The 16,025-nt window shown below is 64.6% G+C and carries 12 protein-coding genes; 4 read left to right on the top strand and 8 right to left on the bottom strand.

Annotated features, from left to right (window positions below; genetic code table 11):
- Nucleotides 1–175 precede the first annotated feature (175 nt).
- A complete protein-coding gene (locus tag FJ423_RS22375; protein WP_095769243.1) occupies nucleotides 176–616 on the top strand; it encodes a host attachment family protein in 441 nt (146 codons plus the stop codon).
- A gap of 213 nt (nucleotides 617–829) precedes the next feature.
- Nucleotides 830–2,629: a YbaL family putative K(+) efflux transporter gene (ybaL, locus tag FJ423_RS22370; protein WP_140845231.1), complete on the top strand. Its 1,800-nt coding sequence runs from the start codon at nucleotides 830–832 to the stop codon at nucleotides 2,627–2,629.
- A 6-nt stretch (nucleotides 2,630–2,635) separates the two neighbouring features.
- Here ybaL and FJ423_RS22365 read toward each other — a convergent pair whose 3' ends face one another.
- Nucleotides 2,636–3,442: a helix-turn-helix transcriptional regulator gene (locus FJ423_RS22365; protein ID WP_140845229.1), complete on the bottom strand. Its 807-nt coding sequence runs from the start codon at nucleotides 3,440–3,442 to the stop codon at nucleotides 2,636–2,638.
- Between the two features lie 126 nt (nucleotides 3,443–3,568).
- Between FJ423_RS22365 and FJ423_RS22360 the strand changes: the two genes are divergently transcribed.
- Nucleotides 3,569–4,486 carry a zinc-binding dehydrogenase gene (locus FJ423_RS22360; protein ID WP_140845227.1) on the top strand — a complete coding sequence of 306 codons (918 nt, stop codon included), beginning with the start codon at nucleotides 3,569–3,571 and terminating at the stop codon, nucleotides 4,484–4,486.
- A gap of 10 nt (nucleotides 4,487–4,496) precedes the next feature.
- Here FJ423_RS22360 and FJ423_RS22355 read toward each other — a convergent pair whose 3' ends face one another.
- The 7 genes from FJ423_RS22355 to FJ423_RS22325 form a co-directional block, all read right to left on the bottom strand.
- Nucleotides 4,497–5,246: an SDR family oxidoreductase gene (locus FJ423_RS22355; protein ID WP_095769240.1), complete on the bottom strand. Its 750-nt coding sequence runs from the start codon at nucleotides 5,244–5,246 to the stop codon at nucleotides 4,497–4,499.
- Between the two features lie 66 nt (nucleotides 5,247–5,312).
- A complete protein-coding gene (locus FJ423_RS22350; RefSeq protein WP_140845225.1) occupies nucleotides 5,313–7,589 on the bottom strand; it encodes a transglycosylase domain-containing protein in 2,277 nt (758 codons plus the stop codon).
- Nucleotides 7,590–7,780: 191 nt separating this feature from the next.
- Nucleotides 7,781–9,748: an acyltransferase family protein gene (locus FJ423_RS22345; protein WP_140845223.1), complete on the bottom strand. Its 1,968-nt coding sequence runs from the start codon at nucleotides 9,746–9,748 to the stop codon at nucleotides 7,781–7,783.
- A gap of 48 nt (nucleotides 9,749–9,796) precedes the next feature.
- A complete protein-coding gene (locus tag FJ423_RS22340; protein ID WP_140845221.1) occupies nucleotides 9,797–9,943 on the bottom strand; it encodes a hypothetical protein in 147 nt (48 codons plus the stop codon).
- A gap of 60 nt (nucleotides 9,944–10,003) precedes the next feature.
- On the bottom strand, nucleotides 10,004–10,210 hold the full coding sequence (locus FJ423_RS22335; protein ID WP_095769236.1) for a hypothetical protein: 207 nt from the start codon (nucleotides 10,208–10,210) through the stop codon (nucleotides 10,004–10,006).
- Between the two features lie 39 nt (nucleotides 10,211–10,249).
- Nucleotides 10,250–10,870: a ribonuclease D gene (locus FJ423_RS22330; RefSeq protein ID WP_140845219.1), complete on the bottom strand. Its 621-nt coding sequence runs from the start codon at nucleotides 10,868–10,870 to the stop codon at nucleotides 10,250–10,252.
- Nucleotides 10,871–11,007: 137 nt separating this feature from the next.
- Nucleotides 11,008–12,393: a M20/M25/M40 family metallo-hydrolase gene (locus tag FJ423_RS22325; protein ID WP_140845215.1), complete on the bottom strand. Its 1,386-nt coding sequence runs from the start codon at nucleotides 12,391–12,393 to the stop codon at nucleotides 11,008–11,010.
- A 426-nt stretch (nucleotides 12,394–12,819) separates the two neighbouring features.
- Between FJ423_RS22325 and polA the strand changes: the two genes are divergently transcribed.
- A complete protein-coding gene (gene polA, locus FJ423_RS22320) occupies nucleotides 12,820–15,786 on the top strand; it encodes a DNA polymerase I (RefSeq protein ID WP_140845213.1) in 2,967 nt (988 codons plus the stop codon).
- The last annotated feature ends 239 nt before the right edge of the window (nucleotides 15,787–16,025 follow it).

Below are 16,025 nucleotides of genomic sequence, written 5' to 3'. Positions count from 1 at the left end.
AAGTTAGTAGATTAAAGCTGACCCTGCGGGATAGGCGCTCGACCGAGTCTGCCGGAAGCGATCGCGACGCCATCGCCGGATCGGAACAATCATGCCTCGCGGCTCGTTTGCCTAGCAATCCATTTGCGGATCCCAAGCTCCATCTATCGGCAAGCAGCAAGCAAGGAGGAACGCCATGAGCATCAAGCTGAAACACGGACTGTGGGTCATCGTGGCTGATGGCGAAAAGGCGCTTTTCCTGCGCAACCAGGGCGACGCCAAGTTCCCGAACCTCGAAGTGGTGCAGGAGATGGAGCAGGAGAACCCCGCCACGCGCGAGCAAGGCAGCGACAAGCCGGGCCGCCAGAGCAACGAGGGTCCGCGCAGCGCCGTCGAGGAAACCGACTGGCACCGTCTCGGCAAGGAGCGCTTCGCCGTCGAGATTGCCGACCGGCTCTACAAGCTGGCGCACCGCGGCGCGTTCGACGCGGTCGTGCTGATCGCGCCGCCGCAGGTGCTTGGCGAGATGCGCCAGAAACTGCACAAGGAGGTTTGCGAGAAGGTGCAGGCGGAAATCCCGAAGACACTCACGAACCATACGATTCCCGACATCGAGAACCTGCTCCAGGCGGCATGAATCGGCGAAAGGAAAGCGGCTGAGGGCAAAACAGAGCCCGGAAGCCGTCTCTGGCCGCGCGTCGCAGATTCCGCGCGAAGCGCCTGCTTCAGCGTCGAATTCTGCGCGGCGGCGGTTGCATCATCGCCGCTGCCTCCATCATATTGCCGAAGGCGACGGCCTCGGCGGGCGCCCATCCGACATCGCAACTTTTCGAAAGGCGCGCAAAAGACAATGCCGCATGACACGCCCCTTATCGCCACCATCGTCGCCGGTCTGGGGCTTGCATTCGTCTTCGGGGCGTTAACCAACCGTTTCCGCATCCCGCCGCTCGTCGGCTATCTTGTCGCTGGCGTCCTTGTCGGTCCGAACACGCCCGGCTTCGTCGCCGACGCCAGCCTCGCCAACGAGCTCGCGGAAATCGGCGTCATCCTTTTGATGTTCGGCGTCGGCCTGCATTTTTCGCTGAAGGACCTTCTGTCCGTCCGCGCCATCGCGGTGCCGGGCGCCATCGTGCAGATCGGCTTTGCGACCCTGCTCGGCGTCGGACTTGCCTGGCTGCTCGGCTGGTCGCTTGGCGCCGGCCTGGTCTTTGGCCTGGCGCTTTCGGTCGCCTCGACCGTGGTGCTTTTGCGCGCCATGCAGGAGCGGCGGCTGATCGAGACCGAGCGCGGCCGCATCGCCGTCGGCTGGCTGATCGTCGAGGATCTCGCCATGGTGCTGGCGCTGGTGCTCTTGCCGGCGCTCGCCGGCGTGCTCGGGGGCCAGCCGCAGGTCGACGACCATGCGAGCCTGCTTTCGCTGCCCGCCAGCTACGGCATTTGGGGCGTGGTCGGCGTCACGCTCGCCAAGGTCGCCGCCTTCGTCGTCGTCATGCTGGTGGTCGGCCGCAGGGTCATTCCGTGGATCCTGCATTACGTCGCTCACACCGGCTCCCGGGAATTGTTCCGGCTCGCGGTGCTGGCCATCGCGCTCGGCGTCGCCTTCGGCGCGGCGAAGCTGTTCGGCGTCTCGCTGGCGCTCGGCGCCTTCTTCGCCGGCATGATCATGAGCGAATCCGAGCTCAGCCACCGCGCGGCGGAAGAATCGCTGCCGCTGCGCGACGCTTTCTCGGTGCTGTTCTTCGTCTCGGTCGGCATGCTGTTCGACCCGTTCAGCCTGATCAGCAACGGCCTGCCGATCCTCGCCACCTTGGCCGTCATCATTATCGGCAAGTCGATCGCCGCTTTCGTAATCGTGATCGCCTTCCGCTATCCGATCGCGACCGCGCTGATGATTTCGGCGAGCCTTGCCCAGATCGGCGAATTCTCCTTCATCCTGGCCGAGCTTGGCGTCGGCCTGAAACTGTTGCCCGAGCAGGGCCGCGACCTGATCCTCGCTGGCGCCATCCTCTCGATCCTGCTCAACCCGCTGATGTTCCTCGTTGTCGACTGGATGAAGCCGTGGCTGGAAAAGCGCGCCGGCAAGGCCGCGCCGGCCGAAGAGCAACGGCCTATCGGCCCGGCGACCGAGCCCGGCCAGGTCGCTTCGGTGTCGGCGGCTCCAGAAAAGGAAGACGGCTCGCCGCCGAAGACGACCCTCGCCGGCCATTCCATCCTCATCGGCTACGGCCGCGTCGGCAGCCTTGTGGGCGCTGCGCTGAAGGAAGCCGCCCTGCCGTTCCTGGTGATCGAGGACGCCGACAAGACGCTGGCCAAGCTGCGCGACGACGGCGTCGAGACCGTCGCCGGCAACGCTGCCAATGCGGACGTCTTCGCTGCCGCCAACCCGGAAGGCGCCAAGCGGCTGATCCTCGCCATTCCCAACGCCTTCGAAGCCGGCCAGATCGTGCTTCGGGCCCGCACGGCCAATCCGGCGATCAACGTCATTGCCCGCGCTCATTCCGATGCCGAGGTCGAGCATCTCAAAGGGCTCGGCGCAGACATCGTGATCATGGGCGAGCGCGAGATAGCCCGCGGCATCGTCGAGGTGGTGACCGGCAAGACCACCGATCCGGCCGCGCCTGGCATGGAGATCGATCCGCAGCCCGCTTGATGGATGTCAGGCCAGGAACGCGGAGCCGCCATTCTGCGCGATATCGCTGAGGTATTTTGCCGGCGGCTTGCCCAGCGCCTTTTTGAACATGGTGATGAAAGCGGTCACGGATTCATAGCCGAGATCGCCCGACACCTGCTGCACGCTGGCGCCGGAAGACAGCTCCCGAAGCGCCACGATCAGATGCAGCTGCTGGCGCCAGCGTCCGAAACTCAGGCCCGTCTCCTTCACAACGAGCCGCGCCAGGCTGCTCTCGCTGAGCGCGACGCGGCCGGCCCATTGCGCCAACGTGCTGCGATCGGCGGGGTCGTCGGCCAGCGCTTCGGCGATCCGCCGCAGCCGCGGCTCGGCCGAGATCGGCAAATGCAATTGCTGCACAGGCATACGCGGCAGTTCCGCGAGCAGCATGCTTCCCAGGAAATCGCCGCGCGCATCGTCCGGCGCGCACTCCGACAGTTCGATGATCAACTCGCGCAGCAGCGGCGAGATCGAAAGCGTGCAGCACCGGTCCGGCAGGTCGGCGGCGCCGGGCTCGATATAGACGAAGAAAATCCGCGCATTCGCCGTCGCGATGTTGCTGTGTTCCATGCGGCTCGGCACCCACACCCCGCAATGCGGCGGCACCATCCAAAGCCCGCTCGGAACGCGGCAGGTGACGCCGCCGCCGAGCGCGAAGACGAGCTGCGCCTTGCGGTGCCAATGCTCACGCGCCTCGGCCCTGGTCTCGGTGACATCGACGCCAACGGCCATCGCCGGCGCAGCCACATCGTCGACGTCGAAATCCAGCCAGGGCCAGCGAAGCGGCTGTCTCATCCTTGACTGCTTTCAGCGATCATCTGGCCTTATCTCTAAATTCTTCAACCAGGAAAGTCGATAGGCTCCAGCCAATTCGTCAATCGATCGCGACTCCCAAACGCCAATTTCAAAAGGATGGGGCCCATGCTCGCTCTCGCCATCTCTTCCGACAGCCCCGACCGGCTGAAGCTCACCAACGTCGATCACCCAAACTGCAATGGAAATGAAGCGTTGGTGACAGTTCATGCAACATCGTTGAATCATGGCGAACTGCGCCTGCTCGGCATCCGACCGGACGGGTGGATACCTGGCCAGGACATCGCCGGCATTGTCGAGCGCGCGGCGGCCGATGGCTCGGGCCCGACTGCGGGCACGCGCGTTGCCGCTTTGGTCGACCAGGTCGGCTGGGCCGAACGGGTCGCGGTTCCGACCGATCGTCTTGCCGTCGTGCCGGACGCGGTTAGCTTCGCGTCCGCAGCCACGCTTCCGGTCGCGGGCACGACGGCGCTGAGAACCTTGCGCCATGGCGGCGATCTCGCCGGACAGCAGGTCCTGATCACCGGCGCAAGCGGCGCGGTCGGCCGCTTCCAGGTCCAGATCGCCAGCGAGCAAGGCGCTTCAGTGACAGCGGTCGCTTCGGCGCGGCATCACGATGACCTTCGCGATCTGGGCGCCGGGCAGGTCGTCGAGTCGATCGAACTGGCCGAGGGATCCTTTTCGCTGATCACCGAGTCGGTCGGCGGCAAAAGCCTCGCCGATGCGATCGAACGCATCGCGCCCGGCGGGACCATCGTCATGTTCGGTTCGAGCAGCGGCGAGCTCACGCCGATCGGTTTCCGTCAGTTCGTTCCGGGCCACGAAGGCGCGAGGCTTCAGACCTTCGCCTATTACACGTCCGGTTCAGCCATCGGCGCCGACATCGCCGCGCTGCTCGATCTTGTCGCGGCCGGCAGGCTCGAAACGCGCGTGGCCATGACCGTGCCGTGGACGGAGATCGGCCGGGCCCTGGACGCGCTGCGGCAACGCAGCTTCAGCGGCAAGGCCGTTGTCACCATGACCTGAAGTCAGCCAATCAAACGTGCTGGCCGCCATTGATGTGGATCTCCGAGCCGGTCACGTAGGACGCCTGGCCCGAGCACAGGAAGAAGATGATGTCGGCAACTTCCGAAGTGGCGCCCAGTCGTCTCAGCGGGATCGTCTCGACTATTCTGTCGGTGCCGGGCGAAAGGATCGCCGTGTCGATCTCGCCCGGCGCGATCGCGTTGACGCGGATGCCGTGCGGGCCGAAGTCATGTGCCATCTCGCGCGTCAGCGAGCCGAGCGCCGCTTTCGATGTGGCATAGGCCGTGCCGGCGAACGGATGCACACGTGTGCCGGCGATCGAGGTGACATTGACGATCGAGCCCTTGGCAGCGGCGAGTTCCTTGAACAGCCCCCTTGCCAGCATGATCGGCGCGAAGAAATTGACCTGGAACACGTCGCGCCAGACATGCATCGGCGTCTCGATCGAGTCCATGCGCCTGCCGTCTTTCAGCTTCGGCGAAATGCCGGCGTTGTTGACCAGGGCGTGCAGCTGTCCGCCATGCGCCTCAAGCCGGTGACGGATTTCCGAAACGGCGATGCCGACATCCTCCTGGTCGGCGAGGTCGACCTTGATGTGGTCCTCGGGACCGGCCGGCCATGGACAGTCCTCGGCAAAGGCCTGGCGCGAGCAGGTGATGACGCGCCAGCCCTCGCGCGAAAAGCGCTTCACCGTCGCATGGCCGATGCCGCGGCTGGCGCCGGTGAGCACGATTGTTTTTCTGCTGTCGGTCTCGGCCATGGTTTTTGTCTCCGGCCGGACATGTAGCCGAAGGCGCTTGCCATTGCGAGAGGTGAAGTTGCCGCTCTAACCGCCGCTCAGAATATCGAGGATCGAAGTCTGGCGCTTTTTCGTCGGGCCGCCGACATTGCCGGGCGGCACTGGATGCTTGATCGAGGCGGTCTCGCCGCTGTCGCTCGGCATATCGAAGCCGGCGGCATCGACGGTCTCGGCAGGTCGCGCGGTCCGCACCGGGCGTGCGGGCGCCTGGGCGACAGGCTGCGATCGAGCAGCAGGCTGTGACTGGCCGACGGCCGCCGGCGGCGCAGGCGGCGGCTGCGAGGCGTCCGCCGACGGGATCTCGTCCGGCACGATCGTGTCGGACGGCGTCGACTTCCAGGTGCCGGGCAGCGGTCGCACAGGCACGCCCTCATGCGCGGCCACCATGAATTCATGCCAGGCCTGCGCCGGCAGGGCGCCGCCGGTGACCTTCTTCATCGGGCTGCCGTCGTCATTGCCGAACCACACGCCGGTGGTGAGATTGGCGGTGTAGCCGACGAACCAGGCGTCGCGCGAGTTCTGGCTGGTGCCGGTCTTGCCGGCCGAAGGCCAGTTGAACGCCGCCTTCTTGGCGGTGCCGATCTCGACCGTGCCGGTCATCATCGAATTCATCATGCCGACGGTGTCGGCCTTGACGACGCGCGGCGCGCTGCCGCCGCTGTTCTCGTAAAGCACCTTGCCCTCGCCGGTGGTGATGCGCCGAATGAAATGGACGTCCGGCTTGTAGCCGCCATTGGCGAACGGGACGTAGGCGGAAGTCAGCTCCAGCGGCGTCACCTCCGAGGTGCCGAGCGCGATCGAGGTGTTGGCCTGCAGGTCGGACTGGATGCCCATGCGATGCGCGGCTTCCACCACCGCGTCGGGCCCGACTTCCATGGTGAGCTGCGCCGCCACTGAGTTCAGCGACTTGGCCAAAGCCGTGGCCAGCGTCACCTTGCCGTAATATTTGCCGCCGTAATTGTCCGGCGTCCATTTGCCGATTTTGATCGGCGCGTCGTTGCGGATGCTGTCCGGCGTGCGGCCGGCCTCCAGCGCCGCCATGTAGACGAACGGCTTGAAGGCCGAGCCCGGCTGCCGGCGCGCTTCCGAGGCGCGGTCGAACTGGCTGGTCGAATAATCATAGCCGCCGACCATGGCGCGCACCGCGCCGGAATCGTCGATCGACACGAGTGCCCCTTGGCTGACGTTGAGCTTCTTGCCGCTTTCGTCGATCAGCCGGCGGATCGACTGTTCGGCAAGCTTCTGCAGGGTCAAGTCGACAGTGGTGTCGACGATGATGTCGCCGCGCACCTCGCCGATGAGATCGGGAAGCTCCTCCATCACCGTGTCGGCGACATAGTTCTCGGAGCCGGTCCAGTAGGACGGCGCGCGCGTCGCCGGCGCGCTCAGCGCCACCTTGTATTCCTTGTCGCTGATCTTGCCCTCCGCGCGCATGGCCGCGAGCACGAGCTGCGCCCGCTCCTCGGCCGCCTTCGGGTCGCGCGCCGGCGAAAGCTTGGACGGCGCCTTGAGCAGCCCGGCCAGCAACGCGGCCTCCGAAAGGCTCACGTCGCGCGCGCTCTTGCCGAAATAGCGCCGCGAAGCCGCTTCCACGCCATAGGCGCCGGATCCGAAATAGACCCGGTTGAGGTACATTTCGAGGATCTGGTCCTTGCTGTGCTTGTGTTCGAGCCACAGCGCGAGCAGCACTTCCTGCACCTTGCGCTCCAGCGTGCGGTCCGGCGTCAGGAACAGGTTCTTCGCCAGCTGCTGCGTCAGCGTCGAGCCGCCCTGCGAGAAATGACCGCCGAGAACGTTGGTGACCATGGCGCGTGAAAGCCCGATCGGGTCGATGCCGAAATGCGAATAGAAGCGGCGGTCCTCGATGGCGACGACGGCTTGCGGGATATAAGGCGACATTTCGTGCAGGCCGACGGCCTCGCCGCCCGACATGCCGCGATTGGCGATCAGCCCGCCATCGACCGACACGATCTTGATGTTGGGCGCGCGGTCGGGGATCGACCAAGTGGTCGCCGCCGGCATCTTAGCACCGTAATAGACGACGATGCCGGCCGCCGCGATGCCGCCCCAAATACAAAGCACGAAGCACCAGTAGACCAGGCGGGTTGCGATGCCGAGCAAGCCCCGCCGGCTGCGGTCGCGGCCGCGACCGCGTGATTTCTTTGCGGATCTGCCCTTTGCAGTGGATTTACGGCTGCGCGGCACGACGCGATCCTCCTCGCTCACCGAAAAGCCTTCGGAGGATTTCGCGCGCGGCGCCTCCTCGAAGCTCGGTTCGATGCGACTGTCTCTGCGGTTCGCCATGCGCTCTTGCTAACCTGCCCCCGGGTGCCGATGGCGTTCGGGTTGAAGACTAGATGCGGCGGTTTAAAGGCGGGTTAAAGCAGGGTTTATGCAGCGTTTTGAAAACCCTTAGGATTTTCTGAATCCAACGGTCTCGCGGTGTCGTTCGCAGCCAAGTCGACGGCCCTGCGGCAGTCTCGTTGCGACGTTGCTCAAAGTCCCGCTGCCTTGGCCAGGTAGGGAGCCAGCGCCAGCGCGTAGGTTGCCGTGAGATGATGGTTGTCGCGCAGCACGACGATGTTGCCGACCACCGCCGGGCAGCTGTCCTTGCTGCATAGCGCATCGTTCATGTCGACCAAGGTCACCCCGGCCACGGACCGGGCGGCGAGCGCGTAGATGTTTTCCCGTTCGACCTCGGCGCGCGGATTGATGCATTTGGCCGGGTCCGTGCCCAGGCAGGTGCGCGGGTCGAACAGGCTGAAAGGTGTGTTGCGGATGGCGACGACGCGCACGCCCTGACTTGTGAGCTCGCCCCAGACGCTGCGCAATCCCTCAATCATCGCGCCCTGGGCAACGCTGGTATAGTTGCTCTGGCTGGTGATCACGAAATCGGGCTTCAATTTGGCGATTTCAGCGAGAACTTTCTCCCGCCACAGCGCGCATTGCTGATACGGCTTGCCGTCGTCAAGGATGGTGACCCGGGTTACCGGGCATGCCGCCTTGGTGAAGGTGACGAGCCTCCATTTTCTGTCCTTGGCGATTTTGTCGACTGCCGGCACCCATTGCGCCGCGTGGGAATCGCCCATCACGACGATGGTCGTCGTCCCCGCCGGGTCGCCGAGCAGGCAACCGGTCGCGTCGGTTCCCTTCTGCTGCTGATGACACTTCATCCTGTAGATGACGGGCACGTCGCTGCCGATCTTGCTCAAAGGCGGCAACGGCTTGACGCCCTGGGGGACGACAGCGTTCGCCAGCAAGGCCGCAGGTCCTGGATAATTCGGCGTTCCGATCAGTCCGGTGTCGATGGGCTGCCGGTCGATCGCGTAGACGAGTCCGCCGGCCACCGCCACGCACAACCCCGCCGCCACGGTGCCGTCGATCAGCGGCCGCCATGCCCGGGACGAGCGCGAATGGCGATAGGGCTGTTCGACGAAGCGATAGGAGAGTTCGGAAACCACCAGGGTGGCGACGATCAGCAGAAGACCATCGGCAAGGTCGATCGCGCCGCGCTGCGCGGCGTAAAAAATGATCAGCGGCCAATGCCACAGGTAGATCGAATAAGACCGATCGCCGATATAGCGCAGCGCCGTGATATCCAGGCCACGGAAGCGGCCCACGCGTACGCTGCCGGCCGCAATGATCAGAGCCGCGCCGAGCGTGGGCAATAGTGCCTTGAAGCCCGGAAAATCGGTCGACGTTGAAAACAGCATCGCCGATGCGAGCGCCGCCAACATGCCGGCGACAGCCATCGCTGTCCGCACGCCCCCGTTCGGCTTGAACCGATCGAGGGTCAGCGCCAGCAGCCCGCCGAGCGCCAGCTCCCAGATCCGCGTGTGGGTGACGAAATAGGCCCAAGCCGGATCGGATCGGGTGAGAGCGACGGAAGCCGCGAGCGAGCCCGCCATGACCACGCCGAGCAGAAAGACGAGCGTCTGCATCGGCGAATGTCCGCGACGCCTGGCCCACCACAGCGCCGCCATCATAAGCAGCGGCCAGACGATGTAGAACTGCTCCTCGATCGACAGCGACCAGAAATGCTGCACGGGGCTCGGCGCGTCCTCGGCGCCGAGATAATCCACGGCCTGTTCGGCAAGCCGCCAGTTCTGCATGTAGATCGCGCTTGCGATCACCTGTTTGGCGGTTTCTTCCCACCATGCGTCTGACACGAACAGCAGCGTTCCAGCGAGCGTGACCAAGAGGGCGACGATCGCCGCCGGCAGCAGCCGCCTGACCCGGCGCGTGTAAAAGCCGACGAGCGAGATGCCGTCCTCGCTGAGCGCCATGCGGGTGAGCAGGCCGGTGATCAGGAAGCCGGAGATGACGAAGAAGATGTCGACCCCGACATAGCCGCCGGGGAGTGCTGCCGGCCAGATGTGGAAAATCACCACAAAGGCGACGGCAAGCCCGCGCAGCCCCTGTATCTCTGGCCGAAATCCCCCCGGCGCAATGTCGTCTCGCAAAGCCGGTCTAGCCCCTCACCGCGCCGGCCTCCCGGCTGGCCACCATGGTCAATTCTGCTGGATCGAAATGCCCTTGTCGTCGATCTTGAGCTCGACGCCTTTCGGCCTGGTCTGCTCGCGATAGACATAGATGCCGAGCGCGATGACAATCGCGACCAGCGCCCGGATGATGAGATAGAGCGTGTTCTGTCTCATTGCGCCCCCTTGTTGCGGCCAAGCCTCGCGCCCGCCCTGAAATCGTCAGGTGAGGATCACCTACTGGCCGTCGTCCCCATCATCGGTTGCCGGCCGCCAGCTCGTCGGTTCGACTTTCTTCTGCGTGTCGCTGTCGGTGTAGACCCACCAGCCGCCGTCGCGATATTGCCCGACGGATTCATTGACGACACCGTCGCGGTCCTTCCACATGATCGTGACTTTGGAGCCGTCCTTGGGCGCGCTCGCGATCGGTTTGCGCTCTGCCATTTCACTTCTCCACGGGCTGGGTCGACGGACCTTCGTCCCTCAACTATGCGCGAAAATATCTTCCTCAGCCCAGCCCATAAGGTCGAGCTTGGCGCGCGTCGGCAGGAAACGGAAGCAGGCGTCCGCCTCCTTGGTGCGGTTCTCGCGCGCCAGGCGCGCGCCCAGCACCTCGCGCAACCTGTGCAGGTAGAGCACGTCCGAGGCGGCATATTCGAGCTGTTCGGGCGAGAGCGTTTCGGCCGCCCAGTCGGAGGATTGCTGCACCTTGGACAGGCCGATGCCGAGCAGTTCGCCGCAGAGATCCTTCAGCCCGTGGCGGTCGGTATAGGTGCGGGTGAGCCGTGAGGCGATCTTGGTGCAGAACACCGGCTCGGCCATCACGCCGAAGGCATGGTAGAGCACGGCGATGTCGAAGCGGCCGTAGTGAAACAGCTTGGTGATCGTGTTGTTTCGCAGCAGGCTGGCGAGGTTCGGCGCCTCCTTCTGGCCTGGTGCGATCTGGATGATATCGGCGCTGCCGTCGCCGGGCGAGATCTGCACTACGCAGAGCCGGTCGCGATGCGGGTTGAGCCCCAGCGTTTCCGTGTCGATGGCCACCGCCCCGACATTGTATCGCGACAGGTCGGGCAGATCGTTTTTGTGGAAACGGATATCGGTCATTCTCTTCTCCGGGTCGCGCCTGCGGCGTTGGGGCATCCTCGCAACGCCGCGGCACTTCGCGCTAGCTAATTCGTCCTCGCCGCGATCCGAAGAAAAATCAACAGAAAGTTGAATTTCAAGGTTTTCCTGATTTTCGCTCAGCGGGTCAGCGCGTCGAGAATGCGCGCCCAGGACCGCTGTCCCTTGTGGAACGAGGTCAGCTCGTATTTCTCGTTCGGCGAATGAATGCGGTCGTCGTCGAGGCCGAAGCCGACCAGCAGCGATTCCATGCCGAGATAGGTCTGGAAATCGCCGACCACGGGAATGGAGCCGCCGCCGCCGGTGGTGACCGCCTGCTTCTCCCATTCGTCGGACAGCGCATCCTTGGCCTTGGCCAGGAACGGCGAGTCGTAGGAGAGCTGGATCGCCGGCGAGCCGCCATGCGGGTGGAATTCGACCGAGCAATCGGCCGGGATGCGCTCGCGCACGAAGGCCTGGAAGGCGGCGCGGATCTTCTTCGGGTCCTGCTTGTGCACGAGCCGGAACGACACTTTCGCCGACGCTTGCGCCGGGATTACCGTCTTGAAACCCTTGCCGGTATAACCGCCGATGATGCCGTTGAATTCCGCGGTCGGCCGCGCCCAGGTGAGCTCGAGCACCGAGCGCCCCTTTTCGCCGGCCGGAATGGAGAGGCCGACCGGTCCGAGGAAGGTCTCGGCCGTCTCGCCGAGCCCGTCCCAAGATTTCAGCACCTGCGAAGGCGTCTCCTCGACGCCGTCATAGAAGCCCGCAATGGTGACGCGGCCGTCCTTGTCGTGAATATCCGCCAGGACCTTGGCCAGGATGCGGATCGGATTGGCGGCGGGACCGCCATAGAGGCCCGAATGCAGGTCGCGGTTGGCCGCGTTGACGGTGATCTCCTCGCCAACCATGCCGCGCAGCGACACGCAGATCGACGGCGTCTCGCGGTTCCACATGCTGGTGTCGCAGACCAGCGCGAAATCCGCCTTCAGCTCGGCCGCGTTGGCTTCCAGGAACGGCTTCAGCGACGGCGAGCCGGATTCCTCCTCGCCTTCGAACAGGATAGTGACGCGGCAAGGCAGGTTGCCATGCACCTGCTTCCACGCGCGGCAGGCCTCGACGAAGGTCATCAGCTGGCCCTTGTCGTCGGCCGAGCCGCGGCCGGTGATCACTTTGCGACCGGGCTCGATCTCCTTGATCGACGGCGCGAACGGATCGGTTTCCCACAATTCGATCGGATCGACCGGCTGGACGTCATAATGGCCGTAGAACAGCACATGCGGCGCGCCCGCCGGTCCCTCGTGATGCGCCACCACCATCGGATGTCCAGGCGTATCGCGCACACTCGCGTCGAAGCCGATCAGCTTGAGCTCGGCGACCAGCCATTCGGCGCCTGCGCGGCAATCGGCGGCAAAGGCCGGATCGGTGGAGATCGACTTGATGCCGAGCAGGCCAAACAGCCGCTCCAGGCTCTGGTCGAGATTCTGGTCGAGACGGTCGAGGACGGGGGAAATTCTGGACATGCTTTTTGCCTTTCGATTTTGGGCAGACCCTAAAGGGCCATGCCGAAAACGAAAAGCCCGCGATCATTGGACCAAGCGGCAAAGGCTTGCCTGAAGGCAAAAAAGAACCGCCGTGGTGGAGGGGGAACCACGGCGGTCTCTACTCGAAACGTTGCGGCAGCCCGGAGAGGGGGGATAGGCTGCCGCAGTTTGCCCGGGATAGGCGGGGGACGGGCCTTACTCCGGACTTCGGCGAAAAACTGCCGATGACGTGTATTTGGGTCTGTGAACATGGCGATTCAAGGGCACGAAAATTACACTTTTGTAACATACCCGTGAGCGGCAAATTTCCAGCCGGACAGGATGTGTCAGGGGTGTTGCCCGAACCGGTGGGTTCCACAGCCTTAGCCATGGACCGCGAAGCCGGGCCGCGCTATCCCTGCCGGCATGAAAAAAGGCGATCACCTCTTCCTCGTCGACGGCTCCGGCTACATTTTCCGCGCCTATCACGCGCTTCCGCCGCTCAACCGCAAATCCGACGGCCTGCCGACCAGCGCCGTGCTCGGCTTCTGCAACATGGTGTGGAAGCTGATGCAGGACGCCCGCAACACCGATGTCGGCGTGGTGCCGACGCATTTCGCCGTCATCTTCGACTATTCGTCGAAAACCTTCCGCAGCGATCTCTACCCCGAATACAAGGCCAACCGCTCTGCGCCGCCGGAAGACCTGATCCCGCAATTCGGCCTGATCCGCCAGGCGACCGCAGCCTTCAATGTCCCTTGCATAGAGACGGAGGGTTTTGAAGCCGACGATATCATCGCGACTTATTGCCGGCTGGCTTGCGAAGCCGGCGCTGATACCACCATCATCTCCTCCGACAAGGATCTGATGCAGTTGGTCGGTCCGACGGTCGGCATGTACGACCCGATGAAGGATCGCCAGATCGGCATTCCCGAGGTGATCGAGAAATGGGGCGTGCCGCCCGAAAAGATGATCGACCTGCAGGCGCTGACCGGCGACTCGGTCGACAATGTTCCGGGCGTGCCGGGCATCGGCCCGAAGACCGCGGCGCAATTGCTGGAACAGTTCGGCGACCTTGACGGGCTGCTGGCGCGCGCTTCGGAGATCAAGCAGGAGAAACGGCGCGAGACCATCATCGCCAATGCCGACAAGGCGCGCATCTCGCGCGAGTTGGTGACGTTGAAGAACGACGTGCCGCTGAAGGAAGGGCTGGACGATCTTGTCCTGCATGCGCCGGATGGCCCGAAGCTGATCGGCTTCCTGAAGACGATGGAGTTCACCACACTGACCCGACGCGTCGCCGAAGCGACCGCAACCGACATTGGCGACGTCCAGGCCACCGCCGTCACCATCGAGCGCGCCGATACCGCGCATGGCCCCGATGTCGGCGCCGGCGCACCGCCGGTGCCAAGGCCGATCGCGTCCACACAGGGCGACGCCATTAAACCGGCTGCGCCGGTCAGGGGCGAGGACGCGCCGCCGCAAGGCGATACCCCATCGCTCCTCTCTGCCCTGCGGCTGGAGCAGGCAGCCGCCCGCAAGATCGACCCTTCGGCCTATGCGCCCATTCGCGACACGGCCGCGCTCGAGGCCTGGATAGCTGAAGCCCGCGAGGCCGGTGTCCTTGCGTTCGACGCCGAGACCAGCTCGTCCGACCCGATGCGGGCGGACCTGATCGGCCTGTCCATGGCGCTCGCGCCTGGCCGCGCCGTCTATGTGCCGCTCGCCCACAAGAGCGGCAATGGCGACCTGCTCGGCGGCGGCATGCTGGAGAACCAGATCCCGGTCCGCAAGGCGCTGGCGCTGCTGAAGCCGCTGCTTGAGGACCGATCGGTCCTCAAGATCGTCCAGGATATGAAATACGACATTGTCGTGATGAGCCGGCACGGCATCGAGATCGGTCCGTTCGACGACACGATGCTGATCTCCTACGTGCTCGATGCCGGCACATCCGGCGGTCACGACCTCGTCTCGCTGTCGGAGAAGTGGCTCGGCCACGCGCCGGCCTCGAAGAAGGAGCTCGCCGGCTCGGGCAAGAGCGCCATCGGCTTCGATCAGGTCGATATCGAACGCGCGACCGCCTACGCTGCCGAGCAGGCCGACCTGGCGCTGCAGCTCTGGCGGGTGCTGAAGCCGAGGCTTGCCGCCAAGGGCCTCGTTTCCGTCTATGAGCGTCTGGAAAGGCCGCTTGTGCCCGTGCTTGCCCGCATGGAGCAGCGCGGCATCTCGGTCGACCGCCAGATCCTGTCGCGGCTTTCCGGCGAGCTGGCTCAAGGCGCGGCCCGCGTCGAGGAAGAGATCTACGGGATCGTCGGCGAGCGCATCAACATCGGCTCGCCAAAACAGCTCGGCGACATATTGTTCGGCAAGATGGGGCTGCCAGGCGGCTCGAAGACCAAGACCGGCCAATGGTCGACCTCGGCCCAGCTTTTAGAAGATCTCGCCGCCGAGGGCCACGAGCTGCCGCGCAAGATCGTCGACTGGCGCCAGCTCACCAAGCTGAAGTCGACCTATACCGACGCGCTGCCCGGTTTCATCAACCTCGGCACCAACCGCGTCCACACTTCCTATGCGCTGGCAGCAACCACCACCGGGCGGCTGTCATCCTCCGATCCCAATCTGCAGAACATCCCGGTGCGCACGGCAGAAGGCCGCAAGATCAGGACCGCCTTCATTGCGGAGAAAGGCCACAAGCTGGTCTCGGCCGACTACAGCCAGATCGAATTGCGCGTGCTTGCGCATGTCGCCGAAATCCCGCAGCTCAAACAGGCCTTCGCCGACGGCGCCGACATCCATGCCATCACCGCGTCGGAAATGTTCAATGTGCCGGTCGAAGGCATGCCTTCGGAAGTGCGCCGGCGCGCCAAGGCGATCAATTTCGGCATCATCTACGGCATCTCGGCTTTCGGCCTCGCCAACCAGCTGTCGATCCCGCGCGAAGAGGCGGGCGCCTACATCAAACGCTATTTCGAGCGTTTTCCGGGCATCCGGGACTATATCGAGGAGACCAAGGCCTATGCGCGGGAGAACGGTTTCGTCGAGACGATCTTCGGCCGCCGCATCCACTATCCGGAGATAAGGGCTTCCAACCCGTCGGTGCGCGCCTTCAACGAGCGCGCCTCGATCAACGCCAGGCTCCAGGGCACCGCCGCCGACATCATCCGCCGCGCCATGGTGCATATGGAAGAAGCGCTGGAGAAGGCGAAGCTCTCGGCCCGCATGCTGTTGCAGGTCCACGACGAGCTTATCTTCGAGACGGTGGAAGCGGAGGTCGAGGCGACGATCCCCGTGGTGCGCAAGGTGATGGAGAATGCGCCGATGCCGGCGGTCTCGATGTCGGTGCCGCTGCATGTCGATGCGCGAGCCGCCGACAACTGGGACGAGGCGCATTAGGCGTCTCACGTTCGTTCGTCATCCACGGGCGGAGCAAGGAGCGAAGCGACGCGCGCAGACCCGAGGATCCATGCCGCGACGCGCGCCGTAGTGCGCGGCGGTGGTGGATAGCTTGCCGAGCACGCCGCTTGTCAATGCAGATTCTGCACCGTGGCGGTGCGTGTATGTCACGGAATGGATCCTAGGGTCTGCGCGCGTCGCTTCGCTCCTTGCTCCGCCCTAGTATGACGAAGTGAAGG

Origin of the sequence: Mesorhizobium sp. B2-8-9, assembly GCF_006439475.1 — a bacterium.
Taxonomy (GTDB): domain Bacteria; phylum Pseudomonadota; class Alphaproteobacteria; order Rhizobiales; family Rhizobiaceae; genus Mesorhizobium.
Note: the sequence above shows the minus strand (reverse complement) of the source record. Positions and strands in the feature narration are given on the sequence as shown.

Excerpts from the sequence above, each read along its gene's own strand:
- FJ423_RS22375 (WP_095769243.1), top strand. The coding sequence starts at position 176 with ATGAGCATCAAGCTGAAACACGGACTGTGGGTCATCGTGGCTGATGGC.
- ybaL (WP_140845231.1), top strand. The coding sequence starts at position 830 with ATGCCGCATGACACGCCCCTTATCGCCACCATCGTCGCCGGTCTGGGG.
- FJ423_RS22365 (WP_140845229.1), bottom strand. The coding sequence starts at position 3,442 with ATGAGACAGCCGCTTCGCTGGCCCTGGCTGGATTTCGACGTCGACGAT.
- FJ423_RS22360 (WP_140845227.1), top strand. The coding sequence starts at position 3,569 with ATGCTCGCTCTCGCCATCTCTTCCGACAGCCCCGACCGGCTGAAGCTC.
- FJ423_RS22355 (WP_095769240.1), bottom strand. The coding sequence starts at position 5,246 with ATGGCCGAGACCGACAGCAGAAAAACAATCGTGCTCACCGGCGCCAGC.
- FJ423_RS22350 (WP_140845225.1), bottom strand. The coding sequence starts at position 7,589 with ATGGCGAACCGCAGAGACAGTCGCATCGAACCGAGCTTCGAGGAGGCG.
- FJ423_RS22340 (WP_140845221.1), bottom strand. The coding sequence starts at position 9,943 with ATGAGACAGAACACGCTCTATCTCATCATCCGGGCGCTGGTCGCGATT.
- FJ423_RS22335 (WP_095769236.1), bottom strand. The coding sequence starts at position 10,210 with ATGGCAGAGCGCAAACCGATCGCGAGCGCGCCCAAGGACGGCTCCAAA.
- FJ423_RS22330 (WP_140845219.1), bottom strand. The coding sequence starts at position 10,870 with ATGACCGATATCCGTTTCCACAAAAACGATCTGCCCGACCTGTCGCGA.
- FJ423_RS22325 (WP_140845215.1), bottom strand. The coding sequence starts at position 12,393 with ATGTCCAGAATTTCCCCCGTCCTCGACCGTCTCGACCAGAATCTCGAC.
- polA (WP_140845213.1), top strand. The coding sequence starts at position 12,820 with ATGAAAAAAGGCGATCACCTCTTCCTCGTCGACGGCTCCGGCTACATT.